At 68.1% G+C, this 20,314-nt stretch carries 17 protein-coding genes; 8 read left to right on the forward strand and 9 right to left on the reverse strand.

Annotated elements, in window-relative coordinates; translation table 11 throughout:
• Window position 1 precedes the first annotated feature (1 nt).
• Together ACJH6J_RS13670 and ACJH6J_RS13675 are read right to left on the reverse strand one after the other, a co-directional pair.
• A complete protein-coding gene (locus tag ACJH6J_RS13670) occupies window positions 2-628 on the reverse strand; it encodes a class I SAM-dependent methyltransferase (protein ID WP_029119202.1) in 627 nt (208 codons plus the stop codon).
• A 37-nt stretch (window positions 629-665) separates the two neighbouring features.
• On the reverse strand, window positions 666-1,841 hold the full coding sequence (locus ACJH6J_RS13675; protein ID WP_346415302.1) for a hypothetical protein: 1,176 nt from the start codon (window positions 1,839-1,841) through the stop codon (window positions 666-668).
• Between the two features lie 34 nt (window positions 1,842-1,875).
• Here ACJH6J_RS13675 and ACJH6J_RS13680 point away from each other — a divergent pair, with 34 nt between their 5' ends.
• Together ACJH6J_RS13680 and ACJH6J_RS13685 are read left to right on the forward strand one after the other, a co-directional pair.
• Window positions 1,876-2,664: an acyl-CoA thioesterase domain-containing protein gene (locus ACJH6J_RS13680; RefSeq protein WP_346415301.1), complete on the forward strand. Its 789-nt coding sequence runs from the start codon at window positions 1,876-1,878 to the stop codon at window positions 2,662-2,664.
• 22 nt (window positions 2,665-2,686) lie between these two features.
• Complete coding sequence (locus ACJH6J_RS13685; protein ID WP_346415300.1) at window positions 2,687-3,523, forward strand: rhomboid family intramembrane serine protease; 837 nt, start codon at window positions 2,687-2,689, stop codon at window positions 3,521-3,523.
• On the opposite strand, the gene rpsR is transcribed toward ACJH6J_RS13685, so the two are convergent.
• From rpsR to rpmB, 4 genes are read right to left on the reverse strand one after another with little or no spacing between them, the layout of a single operon-like run.
• The gene (rpsR, locus tag ACJH6J_RS13690; RefSeq protein ID WP_318984036.1) at window positions 3,516-3,770 is read right to left on the reverse strand and encodes a 30S ribosomal protein S18; all 255 of its coding nucleotides are present in this window, start codon (window positions 3,768-3,770) and stop codon (window positions 3,516-3,518) included. The genes ACJH6J_RS13685 and rpsR overlap by 8 nt on opposite strands.
• Window positions 3,770-4,075, reverse strand: a complete 306-nt coding sequence (gene rpsN / locus ACJH6J_RS13695; protein ID WP_346415299.1) for a 30S ribosomal protein S14 — start codon at window positions 4,073-4,075, stop codon at window positions 3,770-3,772. The genes rpsR and rpsN overlap by 1 nt, the downstream gene beginning before the upstream one ends.
• A 2-nt stretch (window positions 4,076-4,077) precedes the next feature.
• A complete protein-coding gene (gene rpmG, locus ACJH6J_RS13700; protein WP_020099644.1) occupies window positions 4,078-4,242 on the reverse strand; it encodes a 50S ribosomal protein L33 in 165 nt (54 codons plus the stop codon).
• Window positions 4,243-4,479, reverse strand: a complete 237-nt coding sequence (gene rpmB / locus ACJH6J_RS13705) for a 50S ribosomal protein L28 (RefSeq protein WP_061010101.1) — start codon at window positions 4,477-4,479, stop codon at window positions 4,243-4,245.
• Between the two features lie 104 nt (window positions 4,480-4,583).
• On the opposite strand from rpmB, the gene mrf reads away from it, so the two are divergent.
• The 3 genes from mrf (at window position 4,584) to ACJH6J_RS13720 (ending at window position 8,184) form a co-directional block, all read left to right on the forward strand.
• A complete protein-coding gene (gene mrf / locus ACJH6J_RS13710) occupies window positions 4,584-5,771 on the forward strand; it encodes a ribosome hibernation factor-recruiting GTPase MRF (RefSeq protein ID WP_406804111.1) in 1,188 nt (395 codons plus the stop codon).
• A gap of 181 nt (window positions 5,772-5,952) precedes the next feature.
• Window positions 5,953-7,083, forward strand: a complete 1,131-nt coding sequence (locus ACJH6J_RS13715; RefSeq protein ID WP_346415344.1) for an alpha/beta hydrolase family protein — start codon at window positions 5,953-5,955, stop codon at window positions 7,081-7,083.
• Between the two features lie 51 nt (window positions 7,084-7,134).
• The gene (locus ACJH6J_RS13720; protein ID WP_406804056.1) at window positions 7,135-8,184 is read left to right on the forward strand and encodes a zinc-dependent alcohol dehydrogenase family protein; all 1,050 of its coding nucleotides are present in this window, start codon (window positions 7,135-7,137) and stop codon (window positions 8,182-8,184) included.
• On the opposite strand, the gene ACJH6J_RS13725 is transcribed toward ACJH6J_RS13720, so the two are convergent.
• Complete coding sequence (locus ACJH6J_RS13725) at window positions 8,185-8,919, reverse strand: SDR family oxidoreductase (RefSeq protein ID WP_406804057.1); 735 nt, start codon at window positions 8,917-8,919, stop codon at window positions 8,185-8,187.
• A gap of 287 nt (window positions 8,920-9,206) precedes the next feature.
• Here ACJH6J_RS13725 and ACJH6J_RS13730 point away from each other — a divergent pair, with 287 nt between their 5' ends.
• From ACJH6J_RS13730 to car (ACJH6J_RS13740), 3 genes are all read left to right on the forward strand, one after another.
• Window positions 9,207-10,130, forward strand: a complete 924-nt coding sequence (locus ACJH6J_RS13730; RefSeq protein ID WP_212807660.1) for a DMT family transporter — start codon at window positions 9,207-9,209, stop codon at window positions 10,128-10,130.
• 98 nt (window positions 10,131-10,228) lie between these two features.
• Window positions 10,229-13,750: a carboxylic acid reductase gene (gene car, locus ACJH6J_RS13735; RefSeq protein WP_406804058.1), complete on the forward strand. Its 3,522-nt coding sequence runs from the start codon at window positions 10,229-10,231 to the stop codon at window positions 13,748-13,750.
• A 172-nt stretch (window positions 13,751-13,922) separates the two neighbouring features.
• Window positions 13,923-17,441: a carboxylic acid reductase gene (car, locus tag ACJH6J_RS13740; RefSeq protein ID WP_406804059.1), complete on the forward strand. Its 3,519-nt coding sequence runs from the start codon at window positions 13,923-13,925 to the stop codon at window positions 17,439-17,441.
• A gap of 56 nt (window positions 17,442-17,497) precedes the next feature.
• On the opposite strand, the gene ACJH6J_RS13745 is transcribed toward car (ACJH6J_RS13740), so the two are convergent.
• Window positions 17,498-18,367 carry a DUF559 domain-containing protein gene (locus tag ACJH6J_RS13745; RefSeq protein WP_406802443.1) on the reverse strand — a complete coding sequence of 290 codons (870 nt, stop codon included), beginning with the start codon at window positions 18,365-18,367 and terminating at the stop codon, window positions 17,498-17,500.
• A gap of 98 nt (window positions 18,368-18,465) precedes the next feature.
• Window positions 18,466-20,271, reverse strand: a complete 1,806-nt coding sequence (locus ACJH6J_RS13750; protein ID WP_406804060.1) for a hypothetical protein — start codon at window positions 20,269-20,271, stop codon at window positions 18,466-18,468.
• Between the last annotated feature and the right edge of the window lie 43 nt (window positions 20,272-20,314).

Genomic DNA, 20,314 nt, shown 5'->3' on the forward strand with positions numbered 1-20,314 from the left:
GCTACTTCGTCCCGACGGTCAGCAGGTCGGACACGATGAGCGTCCACGCCGGCCGCTTCACCCGGTGCTGCTCGGACACCGTGAACCCGGCGTCCTCGAAGAGCTTCTTCATCTCCGCGGGGGACGGATTGTGGGCGGGGTTCAGGATGTGCGACGACAGCGCGTGCAGCGGCAGCACCTGCCGCGGGCTGATGGTGGTGACGGCCGCGATACCGCCCGGCTTGAGCACCCGATGGAACTCACGCAACGCGGCGGGCTGATCGAACCAGTGGAACGCCGACGTCGTCACCACCGCGTCCAGGGCGCCATCGTTGAACGGCAGGTCCTCGGCAGGCGCGGTGAGCCAGGTGACGTTCGACGACCGCGCCTTGGCCTGGGCCAGCATGCCCTCGGACATGTCGACACCGGTGACGACGGCATTGAGCTCACGTTGGATCCGGTCGGCGAAAATACCGGTGCCACAGCCGATATCGGCGATGGTCAGGGAGTCGTGTGCCCGCAGCTGTGCCAGGACCTCGTCCTGGGCAGGTTGGTAGACCCAGCGCTGCAGCACCTGGGTGTCGTAGGCGGGAGCGGCGAAGCCCCAGAAACGGGTGACGGCGTCATTGAATCCCCGGCGTTGAACCATGCGCTTCAGCCTAGGCGGCGAATTCCGGCGCGGATCGTCAGCCGGGTGCCAGGCCCAGCGGCAACGCGGCGAATGCGCACACGATCGCCACGAACGCCGCGCGCGACGGCGGTGGTCGGTCGAGTTCCGGACGGCCGCGCAGGTAAAGCAGAAACACGACGGTGACGTTGAAGGCGATCAGCAGCATCCACCGAATCCAGTCGAATGCGGTCACGAATATCGGCAGATACAGCGCCAGCGCAAGGACCGCGGCGGCCCGGCGATCCCGGAATTCGCCCAGGAAGTCGCGGATCGGCACACCGGCGACGAACTGGACCGCCGCGAGGCAGGCCACCAGACCGATCAGGCCGACCGTCAGCGAGGTCGCCATCTGGCCGGCGCCCCGCGCAGCGACCGTGTGAATTTCGTCGAGGACGCTGTGTTGGTACGTGTTGAGGTACGACCGGCAGGCCCAGTCGTGGAAGTCGCGTGTCGGCAATCGGCCGGTCCGGGCGAAGTTCTGGAAATCGTGAAAGCTCGCCATCATGCGCATGGGCCGGTGGGGTGTCGTCGCGCACAGCCGGTCGGCCACCCCGCGCCGGGTGAGTGCCGTGATGAGGCCGGCCACCGCGAGTCCCGGGAGTACCGCCAACGCCGCGCAGCGCCCGCGTCTCGCGGCGGTGAGTCCGTGCGCCGGCGCATAGATCGCGAGGACGGCACCCAGCGCGAATTCGAGGGGAATCGCGTCGTGCATCAACGCCAGGACCGCGGTGAGCAATCCGTACGCCGCGCACGACACCGCCGGGCGGGTGCCCACACCGAGTGCGAGGGCGACCACCGCCGCCGCGCCGAGGAGGTCCGGCCGCGCCGAGAACACCGCGAACGGCACACCGAACGGCAACACGGGCACCAGCAACGCCAGCATGACCCGGCGTTCCGAGCGGCCCGTGCGCACGATTGCGCCGGCAATGGCGGCCAGGGCAGACAGGTACAGCGCGGTGATGGCCCAACGCGCGGCGCCGGCCCGCCCGAAGAATGCCGCGTCGTCGCCCGGACCGAAGAGCTCCCCGGCGAGTCCACGCCGGATGAAACCGAACCGGTAGTCCGCGAGGTAATACGAGACGAGGTAGTGGTCGACGGAATGCAGTGCGACGGCCAGCCAGAGGACGCCTGCGGCCCACACGGCGATGCCAGTGCCGGTGGCCAGATAGAGGGCAGAGCGGCTGGGGCGCACGGCCAGACCCTACTGGCGGATACGCTGCCGCTTTATGAGTTCTACTGCGCTCAGCTGGATTGCCCAGCTCCTGGACTTCGCGCGCGACGGTGACACCTTCATCGCACCGCAGCCCACCGAGGGGCCCGGCCGGTCCCTGTTCGGCGGACTGATCGCCGCTCAGGCGCTCGGTGCGGCGGGCCGCACCGTCGAACCCGACAAGCTGCCGCAGTCGCTGCACCTGTACTTCGTCCGCGGCGGACAGTACGGCGTCGACGTGGAGTTTCACGTGGAACGGACCCGAGACGGCCGGTCCTTCGACACCCGGCGCGTCACCGCGAAGCAGAACGGCAAGACGATCCTCGAGATGATCGCGTCGTTCCATGTGCCCGAACCCGGCGCCGACTGGCAGCGCCCCGAGGTGCGCGGCCTCGAGCTCGACGCCGCGGTGTCCAAGGCGACGAGCCTCACCGCCGCCGACTTCTTCGATATCCGGGTGCGGCCGGAAGACGTGGGTGCGTTCGCCGTGCCGCCGTTCTGGATCCGCACCAAAGACGAGATCGAGGACGATGCACTGATCCGGGCGTGCACGCTGACCTTCATGTCGGACTTCGGGCCGGTGCCCGTCGCGCGGCCCGACGGTGCGAGCCTGCGTGACGGTTTCGCGGCCAGCCTGGATCACGCGGTGTGGTTCCACCGGCCGTTCGTGCCGCGTGACTGGCACCGGTACGAGGTCACCCGACTGAACAACACCGACTCCCGCGGGCTGGTCGCCGGAGCCCTGTATGACACTGGTGGGGTGCTGATCGCCAGCACCAGCCAGGAAGCCCTGTGGCGGCTGTAGTCCCGGAAGATCACGCTCACTGATGACCGTCCCGACGCCGACCTGCTATCGGCATCCCAGCCGCCCGACGTACGTCAGCTGCAGCCGGTGCGGCCGCCCGATCTGCCCGGACTGCATGACCGCAGCCGCCGTGGGCCAGCAGTGCCCGGAGTGCGTCAACGAAGGCAAGCAGTCGGTGCGGCAGGCCCGGACCCACTTCGGCGGCCGCATCTCCAAGGGTTCGCTGGTCACCTACACGCTGATCGCGGTCAACGTGGTGATGTTCGTGCTGCAGCACACCTCGGTGCAGATGCAGCAGGATCTGGTGCTGTGGCCGCCCGCCGTCGCCGACGGCCAGTACTACCGGCTGGCGTCGTCGGCCTTCCTGCACTACGGCCTGGCCCACATCGTGTTCAACATGTGGGCGTTGTGGGCCGTCGGCCCGCAGCTCGAGCAGTGGCTGGGCCGGTTGCGATTCGGCGTGCTGTACGGCCTGAGCGGCCTCGGCGGCTCGGTGCTGGTGTACCTGCTGTCGCCACTGAACTCGGCGACAGCAGGTGCCTCGGGTGCGATCTTCGGTCTCTTCGGCGCGACGTTCGTGTTGTTCCGCCGGCTGCAGCTCGACGTCCGCGGCATCGTCGGCCTGATCGTCATCAACCTCGTGATCACCTTCGTGCTGCCCGCCGTCAGCGCGCAGGCGATCAGTTGGCAGGGGCACGTCGGCGGGTTGGTCACCGGCACCGTGGTGGCGGCGGTCTTCGCGTATGTGCCTGCGCGGCAACGACTCCTGGCGCTGATCGCGGTGACGGCGGTGCTGTTGGTCCTGTTCGCCGGGCTGACGATGTGGCGGACCCAGGCGCTGCTGACGATGTTCAGCTGATCCCGGGGTAGGGGAGCAGCGCCATCTCACGGGCGTTCTTGATCGCGGTGGCGACCTGTCGCTGCTGCTGCACCGTCAGGCCCGTCACGCGGCGGGACCGGATCTTGCCGCGCTCGGAGATGAACAACCGCAGGTTGTTGGTGTCCTTGTAGTCGAGGTGGTCCACGCCGAGCTTGGCCAGCATGTTCTTCACTGGTCGCTTGGCCTCGGCGGCGGGGCGTCGGGTGGGTTTGCGCTTGGTCGCCATCACCAGCTCGCTTTCCGGATGCCGGGCAGCTGTCCTTCGTGGGCCAGCTCGCGCACCCGGACCCGCGACAGGCCGAACTTGCGCAGGTGGCCGCGCGGCCGGCCGTCGACGGCGTCGCGGTTGCGCACCCGCACCGGGCTGGCATCGCGCGGCTGGCGGGCGAGTTCGGCCATGGCGGCCGACTGTTCGTCGGCAGTGCTCGCCGGGGACTTGATGATGGCCTTGAGCTCGGCCCGGCGCTCGGCGTGGCGGGCGACGAGCAGCCGGCGCTGCTCGTTCTTGGCGATCTTGGATTTCTTGGCCATGCTCAGCGCTCCTCTCGGAAGTCGACGTGTTTGCGGATGATGGGGTCATACTTGCGCAGCACCATGCGGTCGGGATCGTTGCGCCGGTTCTTGCGGGTGACGTAGGTGTAGCCGGTGCCCGCGGTGGACTTGAGCTTCACCACGGGGCGGATATCGGTGCGGGACATCTAGATTCGCACCCCGTCCCGGCGCAGCCGCGCCACCACGGCTTCGATGCCGTCGCGGTCGATCACCTTGATGCCCTTGGCGCTGACCTGGAGCCGGATGCGCCGGCCTTCCGAGGGCAAGTAGTAGGTCTTGCTCTGGATGTTGGGGTTCCACCGGCGCGAGGTGCGCCGGTTCGAGTGCGAAACCGTGTTGCCGAAACCGGGCTCGCGCCCGGTGACCTGGCAGTGCGCTGACATGTGTCCGCCCTATCGTTAATGAAAATCGTTTTCGACAAGTGTCGGTTGCCACTGTAGCGTGATGGCCGACGGAACTGAAAATGATTGTCGATAAGGGGTTGGCGATGCGGACGCCGGTGATCATCGTGGCTGGTCAGGGACCGACCGGTTACGTGACCGAAGAACTACTGAAGGCGCCGGGCACGGTGCTGGTCGAGCACCAATTCGACGGTCACGTCGTGCGCCGTCGTACCGTCACCGCGCCGCACGGCATCGTCAACGAAACCGTGGCGGCGCTCGAACTGGCCCACGGCTGCGTGTCCTGCACCGTCCGTAATGACCTGCTGATCTACTTACGCCTGCTGCATCGGCGCGATGACGTCAACCGCATCGTCGTCCACCTGGAGCCGTGGATGGAACCCGAGCCGATCTGCTGGGCCATCAACCATGTTCGAGTTCGGGTGGGTCCGGGATACATCGACGGACCGGCTGCCCTCGACGTCGTGATCGCGGGCGTGGTGACGTGCATCGAAGCCGGCGACTGGCTCACCGACGCGCTGGGTGACGACGAACTGCCCGACGGCCGGACCGTCGCGCAGGTGGCAGTGGGGCAGGCCGAATTCGCCGACGTCCTCGTCGTGACCCACGCCGAACCCGTGCTGCTCGCGGTATGCCGCCGGCTGGCGCCGCGGGCACAGCTCGTCACCGGGCCCGACCTGGTCGAGGACGCGCTGCGCGCGCTGTGGCCCGACGCCCGGCTGGGGCGCGCCGACGAGCCGCACGGGCCGCTGCTCGCGGGACAACCCAGCCTGAAACCTGAAGGGCCCGTTCAGATTGTCGAGTTCAACGCGCGGCGGCCGTTCCACCCCGAGCGTCTGCACGACGCCATCGATCACCTCCTGGACGGCGTGATCCGGACGCGAGGCCGGATGTGGCTCGCGAACCGGCCCGGCCACGTCATGTGGCTGGAGTCGGCCGGCGGTGGCCTGCGCGTCAGCAACGCCGGCCGCTGGATCGCCGCGATGACCGTCAGTGAGGCGGCCTACGTGGACCGCGAACGTCGTGCGCTGGCAGACCTGATGTGGGACAACGAATTCGGTGACCGGCACACCGCGATGACGATCCTGGTGTGCGGCGCCCGTCCTGGCGATGTGACCGCTGCGCTGAACGACGCCCTGCTCACCGACGAGGAATTCGCGGCACGCGACACGTGGGCCGGCTACTCGGACCCGTTCGGGGACTGGCACCAGGAACCGTGCACCCGCGACGACGTCACCGTCGTCAGTGACGGCACCGATCACGGCGCGGCGTGACGGGTTCTGGACTCGATAGCCAAACGCCTTGGTAACGAGGCGATCACGCCGCGCGTTGGTCGAACGGCCCGGCGCGGCGCGGCGTTAGTTTTCACTCGTGTTGGCGACTCTTGGCAAGAATTACGGCGCGAAACTGCGGCGGCTCGCGGTGGCGGCTGTCGCTGCCCTGACGGTTCCGGCAATGGCGATGCCCGCGGTGGCCCCGCAGGCGCATGCGGCCGCGAAAGCGGTTGAGGTGCTGAACATTCCGTCACCCGCGATGGGACGCGACATCAAGGTCCAGTTCCAGGGCGGCGGACCGCACGCGGTGTATCTGCTCGACGGCCTGCGCGCCCAGGACGACGCGAGCGGCTGGGACATCAACACCGCCGCGTTCGAGTGGTACTACCAGTCCGGCGTCTCGATGGTGATGCCGGTCGGCGGGCAGTCCAGCTTCTACAGCGACTGGTACCAGCCGGCCACCAACAACAATGGCGTCATCACCTACAAGTGGGAGACGTTCCTGACCCAGGAGCTGCCGGCCTGGCTGGCCGCCAACCGGGGCGTGCAGCCGACCGGCAACGCCGTCGTCGGCCTGTCGATGTCGGGCGGCTCGGCGCTGACGCTCGCGATCTGGCACCCGGCACAGTTCATCTTCGCGGGCTCGCTCTCGGGCTTCCTCAACCCGTCCCAGGGTCTGTGGCCCACGCTGATCGGCTTCGCCATGAAGGACGCCGGCGGTTTCAACCCGACCCAGATGTGGGGTATCGCCAGCGACCCGGCCTGGAAGCGCAACGACCCGACCGTCAACGTCCGGCAGCTGGTGGCCAACAACACCGCCGTCTGGGTGTACTGCGGCAACGGCACGCCGTCCGACCTCGACACCCCGGGCGACCTGGGCATCCTCTACAGCGCCCAGTTCCTGGAGAACCTGACCATCAGCTCCAACCGGGACTTCCAGAAGGTGTACCAGCAGGCCGGTGGCCGCAACGCGGTCTTCAACTTCCCGAAGGACGGCACCCACAGCTGGGGTTACTGGGGCCAGCAGCTGCAGGCCATGAAGCCGGACCTGCTGCGCGTGCTGGGCGTGGGCGCTCCGGTGCCGCCGCCGGCCCCGGCGCCCGCTCCAGCTCCGGTGCCCGCGCCGGCCGTCGCTCCGGTCGCACTGCCGGCCCCCGCTCCCGTCGCGGCCGCGGTACCCGCAGCGGTTCCGGTGGCCGTGCCCGCGGCGGTTCCGGCAGCGGTGCCCGCCGCGGCACCAGCCGCGGTTCCGGCGCCGGTGGCACCCGCTCCGGCCGCCACCGGCGGACTGGTACTCGCGCCGACGGGCTGATTCGGCAAGACTCAGGGGTCGGATTCGACACCTGAAAGGGGCGGGACAGCCGTGCAGACCACGATCATCCACGGGCCGGGCGATATTCGATTCGAGGAGCGCCCCGATCCGACGATTCAGTCACCGGGCGATGCGGTGGTCCGCGTGGTGCGGACCTGCGTGTGCGGTTCGGACCTCTGGCCGTACCGCGGGGTGCGTCCGACGCCTGCGCCGCATCCGATCGGCCACGAGTTCATCGGGGTCGTGGAAGCTGTCGGCGCCGAGGTCAGGGATGTGCGCGTCGGGGACTTCGTCATCTCGCCGTTCACCGACAGTGACGGCACCTGCGTGCACTGTCGCAACGGCATCACCACCTCGTGCGTCAACTTCGGGGTGTGGGGCGGCACCGCCAAGACCGGCGAGGCGCTCGACGGGGCGCAGGGCCAGTACGTGCGGGTGCCCTTCGCCGACGGCACCCTGGTCAAGGTGCCGGAATCGCCTGACGCAGAACTGCTCCCGCACCTGCTGACCCTGGCCGACGTCATGTCCACCGGCCACCACGCCGCCCGGTCGGGGAACGTGCACGCCGGTGCCACCGTGGTCGTCGTGGGTGACGGCGCCGTCGGGCTGTGTGCGGTGCTGGCCTCGAAACGCCTTGGTGCGGAACGGATCATCGCGATGTCCCGGCACGAAGACCGGCAGAAGCTGGCCCGGGCCTTCGGTGCCACCGACATCGTCGCCGAACGCGGTGATGACGGGATCGCGGCCATCGAGGAACTGCTCGGGGGCGTCGGCGCCGACTGCGTGCTCGAGTGCGTCGGCACCAAGGATTCGATGCACCAGGCACTCGGGGCGGTCCGTCCCGGTGGTTCTCTGGGGTTCGTCGGGGTGCCGGCCGGCGCCCCCGAACTGCCGATGCAGCAACTGTTCAGCACCAACATCCATGTCGCCGGCGGCATCGCACCCGTCCGTCCGTACCTGGATGAACTGCTGCCCGATGTGCTGTCCGGCGCCATCGAACCCGGCCGGGTGTTCGACCTGTCGCTGCCGCTGGCGCAAGTTGCCGACGCCTACATGGCGATGGATCAGCGCACGGCCATCAAAGTGATTCTCGAGCCTTGATCACGCCGGCCGGACCAGATGGTCCTCGCCGCCGACGTACACGGTGTCACGCAGGTCGCGTCCGGTGGCGGCGACGGTGATGGCGGACGCGAATTCCTCGATGGTCGGCAGCGGTCCCCGGCTGCGGCGCGCGCCGACCGCTTCGGGATCGCGGCGCTCGTACAACCTGGCGATGATCGTGCCCTCGATCATGTCGCCCGAGACGATGGTGAATCCGATTCGACACCGGTCGAATTCGGGGCGGAGCGCCCGCAGCGCGTCTTCGCCGGCGCGCTTGCTGGCGGCGATCGGGGCGTAGGCGTCGGGCACCGGCAGGTGCGGGTAGCAGTGGGCCTCGTGGCTGGTGACGAACACGATCTGCGCGCCGGCGGGCATCAGGGGCAGCGCGAGGTCGACGAGCCGCAGCTGGGCGTCGCGGTTGAGGCGCATCGCGTAGTCGGGCGCGGCGCCGAACTCCAGGCCGCCCGACGCGTTGAGCACCAGCATGTCCAGGCGCCCGAACCGGCTGTCGATCCGGTCGATCATGGCTTTGGCCGCGGCAGCGTCGGAGACGTCGGCGCCGATCGCGGAGGCCTGGCCGCCGGCGGCCAGGATGCCGTCGACGACGGTGTTGGCGCGTTTGGCCTTCTCGCGGTAGTTCACCAGGACGTGGGTGTCCGGCGCGGCGAGCTGCTGGGCCACGGCGGCGCCGATGCCGCGGGAAGCGCCGGTGACGAGAGCGATCCTGGTGTGCATGGCATCGACCGTACCTCAAGTCTAAGAAAAATAAGAGATATTTAAGGTTTCGTTAAGTCGATGCACGGCGCGTTGCGTGGGTGCTGCGCCGAGCGTGTGGCCTGACGAGGCGACATGCCGGGTTCGGTCGCGCCGAGGCCCACGCTCGACGGAGCGAACCGTCGCCCGCGTCGGTGGTCGCACGGTTCGCGAGTGGGACAGATAGTCCCGCTCGACTACCCTTTGGGCGTGATGTTTCCGGTGAGCCCTGTGGCGCGGTACGCGGCCACGCTGATCGGACGCCTCCGTTGATCCAACACGGACTGGTGGTGCTTTTCGCCCTGTGCGCGGCCGTCTGCGCGGCCGTCGGCATCGTGGTGCGCCAGCGCGCGACCATCGACGTGCCGCCCGAACACGGCGTCAGCGTCGTCATGCTGTCGACGCTGCTGAGCCGCCGGCTGTGGTGGGCCGGGACGGCTGCGGCCGTCGCAGGCTATGTCTTCCAGGCGCTGGCGCTGGCACACGGATCCCTGCTGGTGGTGCAGCCGCTGCTGGTCTCGGCATTGCTGTTCGCGCTGCCGCTGAGTGCCCGCCAGGCGCACCGCCGGGTGACGCGCGGCGAGTGGTTGTGGGCCGGATTGCTGACCATCGGACTGGCGGGATTCGTCGTCCTGGCGCGGCCTGAACGCGACGAACACCTGGCCTCACCTGGGGTTATCGTGCTGGTCGCCGCGGTGTGCGCCGCGGTGATCATCGGCTGCGTGCTGTTGGCGCTGCGGTGCAGCGGCTGGGCTCGCGCGGTCCTGCTGGCCGTCGGCGTCGGCGTGCTGTTCGGTGTCGTCGCGGTCGTCACCAAGATCTTCATGGCGATCCTGCAGCACCGGGGCTGGCTCGGCTTGCTGACGACGCCGGCGCCGTACCTGCTCATCATCTTGGGAGCGGTTGCGACCGTACTGCAGCAGTCGGCGTTCCATGCCGGCGCGCTGCAGACGTCGGTGCCGACCATGCTGGTGCTGGAACCGGTGGTGGCCGTCGTACTGGGCGCCTTGGTGCTCGGTGAGGGCTTCGACACGACCGGCGCCGAGGCCGTCGCGCTCGTGGTGTCCATCGGTGCCATGGCGGCCGCGACCATCGCTCTCGGCCGTGACGAGGGCGCGTACGAAACGCAGGCGGGCGCGAAGGTGGCGCCGCCGATCGCACCGCCGCAGGTGCAATCGACCTCCGAGCGCTGAACAATAGGTGTGGTTTCTCCCACAGCCATTACGGGCATATCGTTAGTTTTGCTAACGTTGTAATTGGCGACGCTGGTGAACCAATTGATGAGGTTGTTATGTCGAACGAAGAAACCCTATTTACCGACGAGCTGACGCAGCGCATCGCTGACCTCTGCGCTGCCGACCCCCAACTTGCCGCCGCGCGCCCCCTCGCCGGGGTCGCCGCCGCACTCGAAGAGCCCGGCATCCGGCTCCCCGAAATCATCCACACGGTCATGGCCGCCTACGCCGACCGGCCTGCGCTGGGACAGCGCGCCGTCGAGTACGTCACCGAGAACGGCCGCACCGTCGCGCGGCTGCTGCCACGCTACGACACCATCACCTACGGCGAGGTCTGGCAGCAGATCCAGGCCGTCGACAACGCCCTGCTCAGCGGGCCCGACGCCGTCGCCCCCGGCGACCGCGTCGCCATGCTCGGCTTCACGAGCGCCGAGTTCACGATCGTCGACACCGCCCTGGCGCGGGCCGGCGTCGTCGCCGTTCCGCTGCAGACCAGCGCACCCGTCGAGCAGCTGCGCCCCATTCTTGACGAGACCGAACCCCGCGCGCTGTTCGCCGATGTGAAGTTCCTCGACGACGCCGTCGAACTGGTTCTGGGCGCCGGCGCCGCACTGACGCGGGTGGTCGTGTTCGACCACCACGCCGCGGTCCACGACGAGCGCGAGGCCGTCGAACGGGCGGCCGCGCGTCTGGCCGAGCGTGGCGTCGTGGTCGAGACTCTCGCGGATCTGGTCGCACGCGGTGGCGCGCTGCCGGCCGTCGAGCCCGCAGTGTCCGCGGATCCGGACCCCCTGTTGGTGCTGATCTACACCTCCGGCAGCACCGGTACCCCCAAGGGCGCCATGTACCCCGAGCGCCTCGTCACCAACGCGTGGCGGACCGGTCTCACGCACCAGCAGCCCGCGCTGCCCTCGATCGTCCTGAGCTTCCTGCCGATGAGCCACATGATGGGCCGCGGCACCGTCTACCGCACGCTGGCCCACGGCGGCACCGTGTACTTCGCCGCCAAGAGCGACCTGTCCACCTTGCTGGAGGACATCGCGCTGGTCCGGCCGACGCAGATGACCTTCGTGCCCCGGGTGTGGGAGATGATCCACCAGGAGGTGCAGAGCGAGGTCGACCGTCGCGCCCTGGACGGCGTCCCCGAGCAGCAGGTGCTCGACGAGCGCAGCCGCAGCCTGATCGGCGGCCGGCAGCTGGTCGCGATGACGGGGTCGGCACCGATCTCGCCGGAGCTCAAGGCCTGGGTGCAGAAGTTCCTGGGGCTCGAGCTGCTGGAGGCCTACGGCTCGACCGAGGCCGGCGGCGTCATGGTCAGTGGTCACCTGAGTCGTCCCCCGGTGCTCGACTATAAGCTGGTCGACGTACCAGAACTCGGCTACCTGTCGACCGACCGTCCGCACCCGCGTGGCGAATTGCTCTTGAAGTCAACGGATTTGATCCCCGGCTACTACAAGCGGCCCGACGTCACCGCCGACGTGTTCGACGCGGACGGTTTCTACCGCACCGGTGACATCGTCGCCGAGCTCGGTCCCGATCACCTGCAGTACCTCGACCGCCGCAACAACGTGCTGAAGCTCGCACAGGGCGAGTTCGTGACGGTGTCCAAGCTGGAAGCCGCCTTCGGCACCAGCCCGCTGATCCGCCAGATCTACGTGTACGGCAACAGCTCTCGCTCCTATCTGCTGGCCGTGATCGTGCCCAGTTCGGAGGCGTTGGCCGGTGTTTCTGACGCCGAGGCCCTGCGCCCTGAACTGGCCGACGCACTGCAGACGGTGGCGCGTGAGTCGGGGCTGCAGTCGTACGAGGTACCCCGCGACTTCATCATCGAGACCGAACCGTTCACGCTGGAGAACGGCCTGCTGACCGGCGTCCGGAAGCTGGCCTGGCCCAAGCTGAAGGCCCGGTACGGCGCCGAGCTGGAGCAGCTGTACGCCGAACTGGCCGAAGGGCAGGCCGCCGAGCTGCGTGCGCTGCGGTCACTGCGGGCGTCCGACGCACCGGTGCTCGAGACCGTGCTGCGCGCCGTCAGTGCCACACTGGGGGCCGCCGGTTCCGAGGTCACGGGCGACGCCCACTTCACCGATCTGGGCGGAGATTCGTTGTCGGCGTTGACCTTCGGCAACCTGCTCGAGGAAATCTTCGAGGTCGAGGTGCCGGTCGGCGTGATCGTCAGCCCGGCCACCGACCTGGCCGGGGTGGCCGCCTACATCGAAGGGGAGCGGGCGCCGGGCAGCAAGCGGCCGACGTTCTCCACGGTGCACGGCAAGAACGCCACCGAGGCGCGGGCCGCGGACCTGACGCTGGACAAGTTCATCGACGCCGAGACACTGGCTGCAGCACCGTCGCTGCCCGGGCCGGCGTCGGAGGTTCGCAACGTATTGCTCACGGGCGCAACCGGATTCCTGGGCCGCTACCTGGCACTGGAATGGCTGGAGCGCATGGACCTGGTCGACGGCAAGGTCATCGCCCTGGTCCGCGGCAAGTCCGACGCCGACGCCCGGGCCCGTCTCGACGCGACGTTCGACTCCGGGGACCCGAAGCTGCTGGCGCATTACCAGGCCCTGGCCGCCGACCACCTGGAGGTCGTCGCCGGTGACAAGGGCGAGGCCAATCTGAGTCTGTCGCAAGAGGTTTGGCAGCGCCTGGCCGACGAGGTCGACATCATCGTCGACCCGGCCGCGCTGGTGAACCACGTGCTGCCGTACAGCGAGCTGTTCGGACCCAATGCGCTGGGTACTGCCGAGCTGATCCGGATCGCCCTGACCACGCGGATCAAGCCGTTCGCCTACGTCTCGACCATCGCGGTCGGCGGCGGCGTGGCGCCCGGCGAGTTCGTCGAGGACGCCGACGTGCGCGTGATGAGCGCGGTGCGGTCGGTCGACGACAGCTACGCCAACGGCTACGGCAACAGCAAGTGGGCCGGTGAGGTTCTACTGCGCGAGGCGAATGATCTTTGCGGCCTTCCGGTTTCGGTGTTCCGCTGCGACATGATCCTGGCCGACACCACATACGCGGGCCAGCTGAACCTGCCCGACATGTTCACCCGCATGATGTTCTCGCTGGTGGCCACCGGCATCGCGCCGAAGTCGTTCTACGAGCTGGATGCCGAGGGCAAGCGGCAGCGCGCCCACTACGACGGCCTGCCGGTCGAGTTCGTCTCCGAATCCATCTCGACCCTGGCCGTGCAGGTCGCGGCCGGCGCGTCCGACTCGACGTTCGAGACGTACCACGTGATGAACCCGTACGACGACGGCATCGGCATGGACGAGTTCGTCGACTGGCTGATCGAAGCCGGGTATTCCATTGCCCGCGTTGATGATTACGCCGATTGGCTGGGCCGGTTCGAGACGGCCCTGCGCGGCCTGCCGGACCGGCAGCGCCAGGCGTCACTGCTGCCGCTGCTGCACAACTACCAGCAGCCGAGCTACCCGGTGCGGGGATCCATCGCCCCGGTGGAGCGGTTCCGGGCCGCGGTGCAGAACGCGAAAATCGGTGCAGACAAGGACATTCCGCACATCGGTGCGCCGGTGATCGTCAAGTACATCACCGATCTGCAGTTGCTCGGCCTGCTCTGACCGAGGGATTTGTGCACGATTTTCCGCGGTGACCGCGGAAAATCGTGCACAAATCACAGGGAACTGGCAGGAAATCGCCGGAACAACGGCGGCCGCGCCAGCGTCGTTCAAATAGTGGGGATGCAACGGGGCGTACCCCATTCGAGATTTCGATTTTTCGTGAGGTTTCTTCATGTCGATTGACCATGCCGAGAGCACTACCGACGGGCTGGCCCGCCGGATCGCAGAATTGTCCGCCACTGATCCGCAGTTCGCCGCGGCCGTGCCGCTGCAGTCGGTCGCCGAGTCGGTCGAAAAGCCCGGCATGCGACTGCCCGAGATCGTGAAGACCGTCCTCCAGGGCTATGCCGACCGGACCGCGCTCGGACAGCGCGCCGTCGAGTTCGCCACCGAGAACGGCCGCACCGTGGCCCGACTGCTGCCGAAGTACACCACCATCACCTACGGGGAGCTGTGGGATCGCATCCGCGCCGTCGCTGCCGCCCTGCACGCTGACGGCGTCAAGGCCGGCGACCGCGTCGCCATCCTCGGCTTCGCCAGCACCGACTACACCGTCATCGACACCGCGCTCGGGCAGATCGGTGCCGTCTCGGTGCCGCTGCAGACCAGCTCCGCGGCGTCGTCGCTGCTGCCGATCGTTGCCGAAACCGAACCGGTGCTGATCGCCGTCAGCGCGGACTACATCGCCGACGCCGTCGAACTCGCGGTCGGTGGTCCCGCACCCGCCCGGTTCCTGGTGTTCGACCACCACCCGGAGGTCGACGACGAGCGCGACGCCATCGACCAGGCGCGCGACGCGCTGACGGGCCTCAACGTCACGGTCGAGACCTTCGGCGACCTGCTGAGCCGCGGCCGTCAACTGCCCGACGCCCCGACCCCGGTCTTCGACGACGCCGACCCGCTGGCCCTGCTGATCTACACGTCCGGCTCGACGGGTGCGCCCAAGGGTGCGATGTACCCCGAGAGCAACATGACGAGCTTCTGGCGGCGGGCCAGCACGGCGTGGTTCGGCCCCAGTGAGGCGTCGATCAACCTGGCGTTCATGCCGATGAGCCACGTCATGGGCCGCGGCATCCTGTACTCCAGCCTGGCCAACGGCGGCATCGTCTACTTCGCCGCCAAGAGCGACTTGTCCACTCTCCTCGAGGATTTCGCGCTGGCGCGGCCCACCGAGCTGAACCTGGTGCCCCGCGTCTGGGAGATGCTGTACCTGGAATTCCAGAGCCGCGTCGACAAGCTGGTGCCCGCCGGCGCCGGCGAGGCCGAGCGCGACGACATCGAGCAGCAGGTGATGGCCGACATGCGGCAGAACCTGATCGGTGGCCGCTACATCAAGGCGATGACCGGCTCGGCGCCCATCACCGACGAGCTGAAGGCGTGGGTCGAGAAGTTCCTCGGCATCCACCTGCTGGAGGGCTACGGCTCCACCGAGGCCGGCATGGTCTTCTTCGACGGCGTCATCCAGCGCCCGCCGACCCTGGACTACAAGCTGGTCGACGTGCCCGACCTGGGCTACTACCTGACCGACCAGCCGTACCCGCGCGGTGAGCTGCTGGTGAAGACGCAGTACCTCTTCCCGGGCTACTACAAGCGGCCCGAGGTCACCGCGAGCGTCTTCGACGAGGACGGTTTCTACCGCACCGGCGACGTCGTGGCCGAGATCGGCCCCGACCAGATCCGGTACGTCGACCGCCGCAACAACGTGCTGAAGCTCGCACAGGGCGAGTTCGTCACGCTGGCCAAGCTGGAGGCGGCATTCAGCAACAACAGCCCGCTGGTCCGGCAGATCTACGTGTACGGCAACAGCGCCCAGCCCTACCTGCTGGCTGTCGTCGTGCCGACCGAAGATGCCCTGGCCCGTTGGGATTCCGCCGAGCTGAAGCAGCGGATCAGTGACTCGCTGCAGGAGGTCGCCAAGGCCGCCGAGCTGCAGTCCTACGAGATCCCCCGCGACTTCATCATCGAGACCGAACCGTTCTCGCTGGAGAACGGGCTGCTGACCGGCATCCGCAAGCTGGCCTGGCCGAAGCTCAAGGCGCACTACGGCCCGGCGCTGGAAGACCTGTACGCGAGTCTTGCCGCCGGACAGGCCGACGAACTCCGTGAGCTGCGGCAGCACGGCGCGGAAGGCCCGGCCCTGCCGACCGTCATCCGCGCGGCGAGCGCGCTGCTCGGTGCGTCCGGCGAGGTGTCGGCCGACGCCCACTTCACCGATCTCGGCGGAGACTCGTTGTCGGCGTTGACCTTCGGCAACCTGTTGGAAGAGATCTTCGGCGTCGAGGTCCAGGTCGGCATCATCGTCAGCCCCGCCAACGACCTGGCGGCGCTGGCCGCCTACATCGAGAACGAGCGCAGCGGTGGCGCCAAGCGTCCCAGCTTCAGCTCGGTGCACGGCAAGAACGCCGTCGAGGTGCGGGCCGCGGACCTGACGCTGGACAAGTTCATCGATGCCGCGACGCTGGCCGCCGCGCCGTCGCTGCCGGGGCCGGCCGCCGAGGTGCGCACCGTGTTGCTCACCGGCGCAACGGGATTCCTGGGCCGCTACCTGGCGCTGGAGTGGCTGGAGCGCATGGACCTGGTCGACGGCAAGGTGATCGCCCTGGTGCGCGCCAAGTCCGACGAAGAGGCCCGGGCCCGTCTCGACGCCACGTTCGACAGCGGTGACCCGAAGCTGCTGGCGCACTACCAGGCTCTCGCCGCCGATCACCTCGAAGTCATCGCCGGCGACAAGGGTGACGAGAATCTCGGCCTGTCGCAGCAGGTTTGGCAACGGCTGGCCGACGAGGTCGACGTCATCGTCGACCCGGCCGCGCTGGTGAACCACGTGCTGCCGTACAGCGAGCTGTTCGGACCGAACGCACTGGGCACTGCCGAGCTGATCCGCATCGCGCTGACCACGCGGCAGAAGCCGTACATCTACGTCTCGACGATCGGTGTCGGGGACCAGCTGGCCCCGGGCACGTTCACCGAAGAGGCCGACGTGCGCGTGATGAGCCCCGTGCGCGCCGTGCACGACGGTTACGCCAACGGCTACGGCAACAGCAAGTGGGCCGGTGAGGTGCTGCTGCGCGAGGCGAATGATCTTTGCGGACTGCCGGTTTCGGTGTTCCGCTGCGACATGATCCTCGCGGACACGTCGTACGCCGGACAGCTCAACCTGCCCGACATGTTCACCCGCATGATGTTCTCGCTGGTGGCCACCGGCATCGCGCCGAAGTCCTTCTACGAGCTGGATGCCGAGGGCAACCGGCAGGCCGCGCACTACGACGGCCTGCCGGTCGAGTTCATCGCCGAGGCCATCGACACGCTCGGTGTGCGCCCCGCGGGCGAGTTCGTCACCTACCACGTGATGAACCCGCACTCGGACGGCCTGGGCATGGACGAGTTCGTCGACTGGCTGATCGAGGCCGGGTATTCCATTGCCCGCGTTGATGATTACGCCGAATGGCTGGCCCGGTTCGAGACCACGCTGCGCGCCCTGCCGGACCGGCAGCGCCAGGCGTCACTGCTGCCGCTGCTGCACAACTACCAGAAGCCCGAGCACCCGCACAATGGGTCGATCGCGCCGGTGGTGGTGTTCCGCGAGGCGGTGCAGGAGGCCAAGCTGGGCCCGGACAAGGACATCCCGCATGTCACCGCACCGGTGATCGCCAAGTACATCACCGATCTGCAGCTGCTCGGCCTGCTCTGACCCAGGGATTTGTGCACGATTTTCCGCGGTTGCCGCGGAAAATCGTGCACAAATTTTCAGGCGGCGTGCCTGGACAGCAGGGCATTCCGGATTTCGGCGAGCACCCGGTCGGGATATTCGGTCAGGTCGAGCCACGTGAACCGCAAAATCTGATAACCGAGCAGCGAGATGGCGTTCTGCCGCTTTCGGTCGTTCTCGAAGTCGTCAGCACTGCTGTGATAGGCCCAGCCGTCGACTTCGATGGCGAGTCTTGCTGCCGGAAACACGATGTCGACTTTGTATCCGGCGACCGGGCAGTTGGCCTTCCACCCGGTGATCTTGTTACGGCGCAAAAGTTTTACGAGTAGGCGTTCAGCCTGCGACCGGGCCCCGTCTTCGGCGGCCAGCAACAGTATCCGAGCCGCAGGCGATCCGTGTCGTCCCTTGTTGCGCAGGTGCACCTCCCAGAGTTTCTTCAGCTCGACGTGACGCTGCAACGCGGTGTCCATGAGTCTGGCGCCACCGCCGCGCCGCGTCGCGGCTTCGATGACGGTCAGTGGAAGCGCGGTGACTCGCAGTCCGTCGCGTTCGACGATGTCCTGTGGCTGCAAGTCACGGCGGCGGACCCGGATGCCGTCGCGCTTGCGGTGATTGCTGACCTTCGGCACGGTGACTTCCACCGTCTCCGGCGCGTAGTGAGTGATCCCCAGCCACCACGCGGCGGCCAGTCCGCTGGCGGTGGCCGCTGGGCCGTAGGACCACACTGCACTGCGGACGCGGGCCGCATCGCTGAATGCGCGATCGTCGACGAAGAACACTCCGGGGGCGCAGCGCAGCCAGTGGCCGGAGCGGACTCGGCGGCTGATGGCGTCATCGCTGATCCCTGCGGTCAGGGCTTGGGCGCGGGTGATTACGCCGTCGTGGCGGCGAAGGTAGTCGTCGAGCACACAGATTCGGACGTTTGCGGCGGCCCCGCGGTTCCATCAACGGGGATTTGTGCACGATTTTCCGCGCCAGCCGCGGAAAATCGTGCACAAATCCCTGGTTACGGGGCGATCAGGACACCGGCGTCGGAGGCGGCCTGCTGCAGTTCGTAGATGTCGAGGTCGGCCCAGTCGTTGATCGGCCCGGTGTAGGAGCCCAGCCACGGCACCACGCCGGGATCCGGTGCGACGCCGAGGTTGTAGGCCTGCATGCCGGGCAGGTGGTGCTCGAAGAAGTTACCGAGGATGTCGACGGCGAAGATGATGTTGTTGATCGGGTTCGGGCCCCACAGCGCGGACGCGTTGAACAGCGGGTTCACCGCATCCGGGTCGCCGATCATCACGATGTTGCCGTAGTGCGGCTTGCTGCCGCCGGTGGGGTCGTAGGCCGGCATGAACGGCTGCAGCCCCGGCAGGTCGGTGGCGAAGTACGCCGCGGTGTCGCCGTAGGTCTCGATGTTCACGAAGTTCGAGTTGATGCCGTTGCCCGGGACCGAGGTGTTCAGGCCGGGGCCTTCGAAGCCGATGCCGCCGCGACCTGTCTTCTGCGCGACGAACTGCGCCTCCCAACCACCCAGTGAGTGACCGGTGACGAAGATGTCGTCGGTGGTGTAACCCTGCTCGAGGGCCGCTGCTTCGACCTTCCGCTCGAACGCCAACGAATCCCAGAACGCCTGCGGCGTCGTGTGGGTGAAGATGATCTGCATGTCCGTGAAGATCTGCGACAGCGCGATCAGCGGGTGGAACAACAGGTTTGTGCCGCCCGTCGTGCCCTGGTAGGCGACGATGATCTGGCCCTCGGGCGTCACCCACGCCTTGCCGACGGCGCCGGACAACGGATTGAACGTCTGCATCTGAAAACCGTTGACGGTGAACGGCTTCAGATCGCCCGGCTGGGCGCCGAGCACATAGGCGTTGGCCGAGGCGTTCAGGAACTGCTCCACCGTCGGGGTGTCGCCACTGGTTGGCCCGGTGTAGGTCAGCTCCGGGACGACGGGCGCCGCGGTGGGCGTCTTGCTCAGCCCGAGCATGTCCTCGATGCGGCGGAACCCCGCGAACAGCGCCTCGGAAATCGGCGACCAGTTGAACGGGCTCTTGGGGCCGCTCTGCGAGACCGTCAGATCGAGCACCTGCAGAACGGTGTTGATGAGGCGACCGGGCAGCTGGATGATCTTCGCGATCGGGTTCAGCGGCTGCGGTGGCGTCGGCGTCGGCGTCGTCAGGGTGCCGACGGTGTTGTTGGTCGCGGACAGGGCGGCGAGCCGGGTGGTCGGCGCGGGCGTCTTGACCGGCGCGGGGGCGGTGGCGTCTGCGACCGGAGCCGGCGCGGCGGCCGACGCGGAGCTGACCGTCGCATCCTTGGCCGGAGCGCTCGCGGTGGCGGGCTGAAGCTTCGGTGCCTTTTTGCCGTCGCCAGCAGGCTTGACCGAATCGGAGCCCTTCTTCGCCGGTTTGACGGCCGGCTTGGGGTCGGGCTTGGCGGCCGGCTTCGGGTCGGACTTGGGCTCCGGTTTGGCTTCCGGTTCCACGTCTGACTTGGGGTCGGTGACCGACGTATCGGGCGCCGTGTCCGGCTTGGTGCCGGAGGCGTCCGACGTGCCGGCCTTGTCCACGCCGGTCTCGGCCTTGCCGGCTTTCTTGCCGGGCTTCTTCTTGTCCTTCTTGTCGGTGCTCGCCGGCTTGGGCTTGGCGGGGCCCGGCTTCTGCGGCCCGGACTGGCCCACCGACGCGCCGGGTGAATCGGTCGTGCCGGTCTCGGCCCAGGCGACGTTCTGACTGGTCGCCGCCGCGATACCCATGGCGGCGGCAAGCACTGCCAGGCGGTACCGGCCGGATTTACGCAGACTGAGCCCCGACTGTGTCCCCACCGGTGTCCCCTTTGACATCCCTGGTGCCCGCCCGCGCGCGCAC

The sequence above is a fragment of the Mycobacterium sp. SMC-18 genome, assembly GCF_045310895.1.
Lineage (GTDB): Bacteria > Actinomycetota > Actinomycetes > Mycobacteriales > Mycobacteriaceae > Mycobacterium.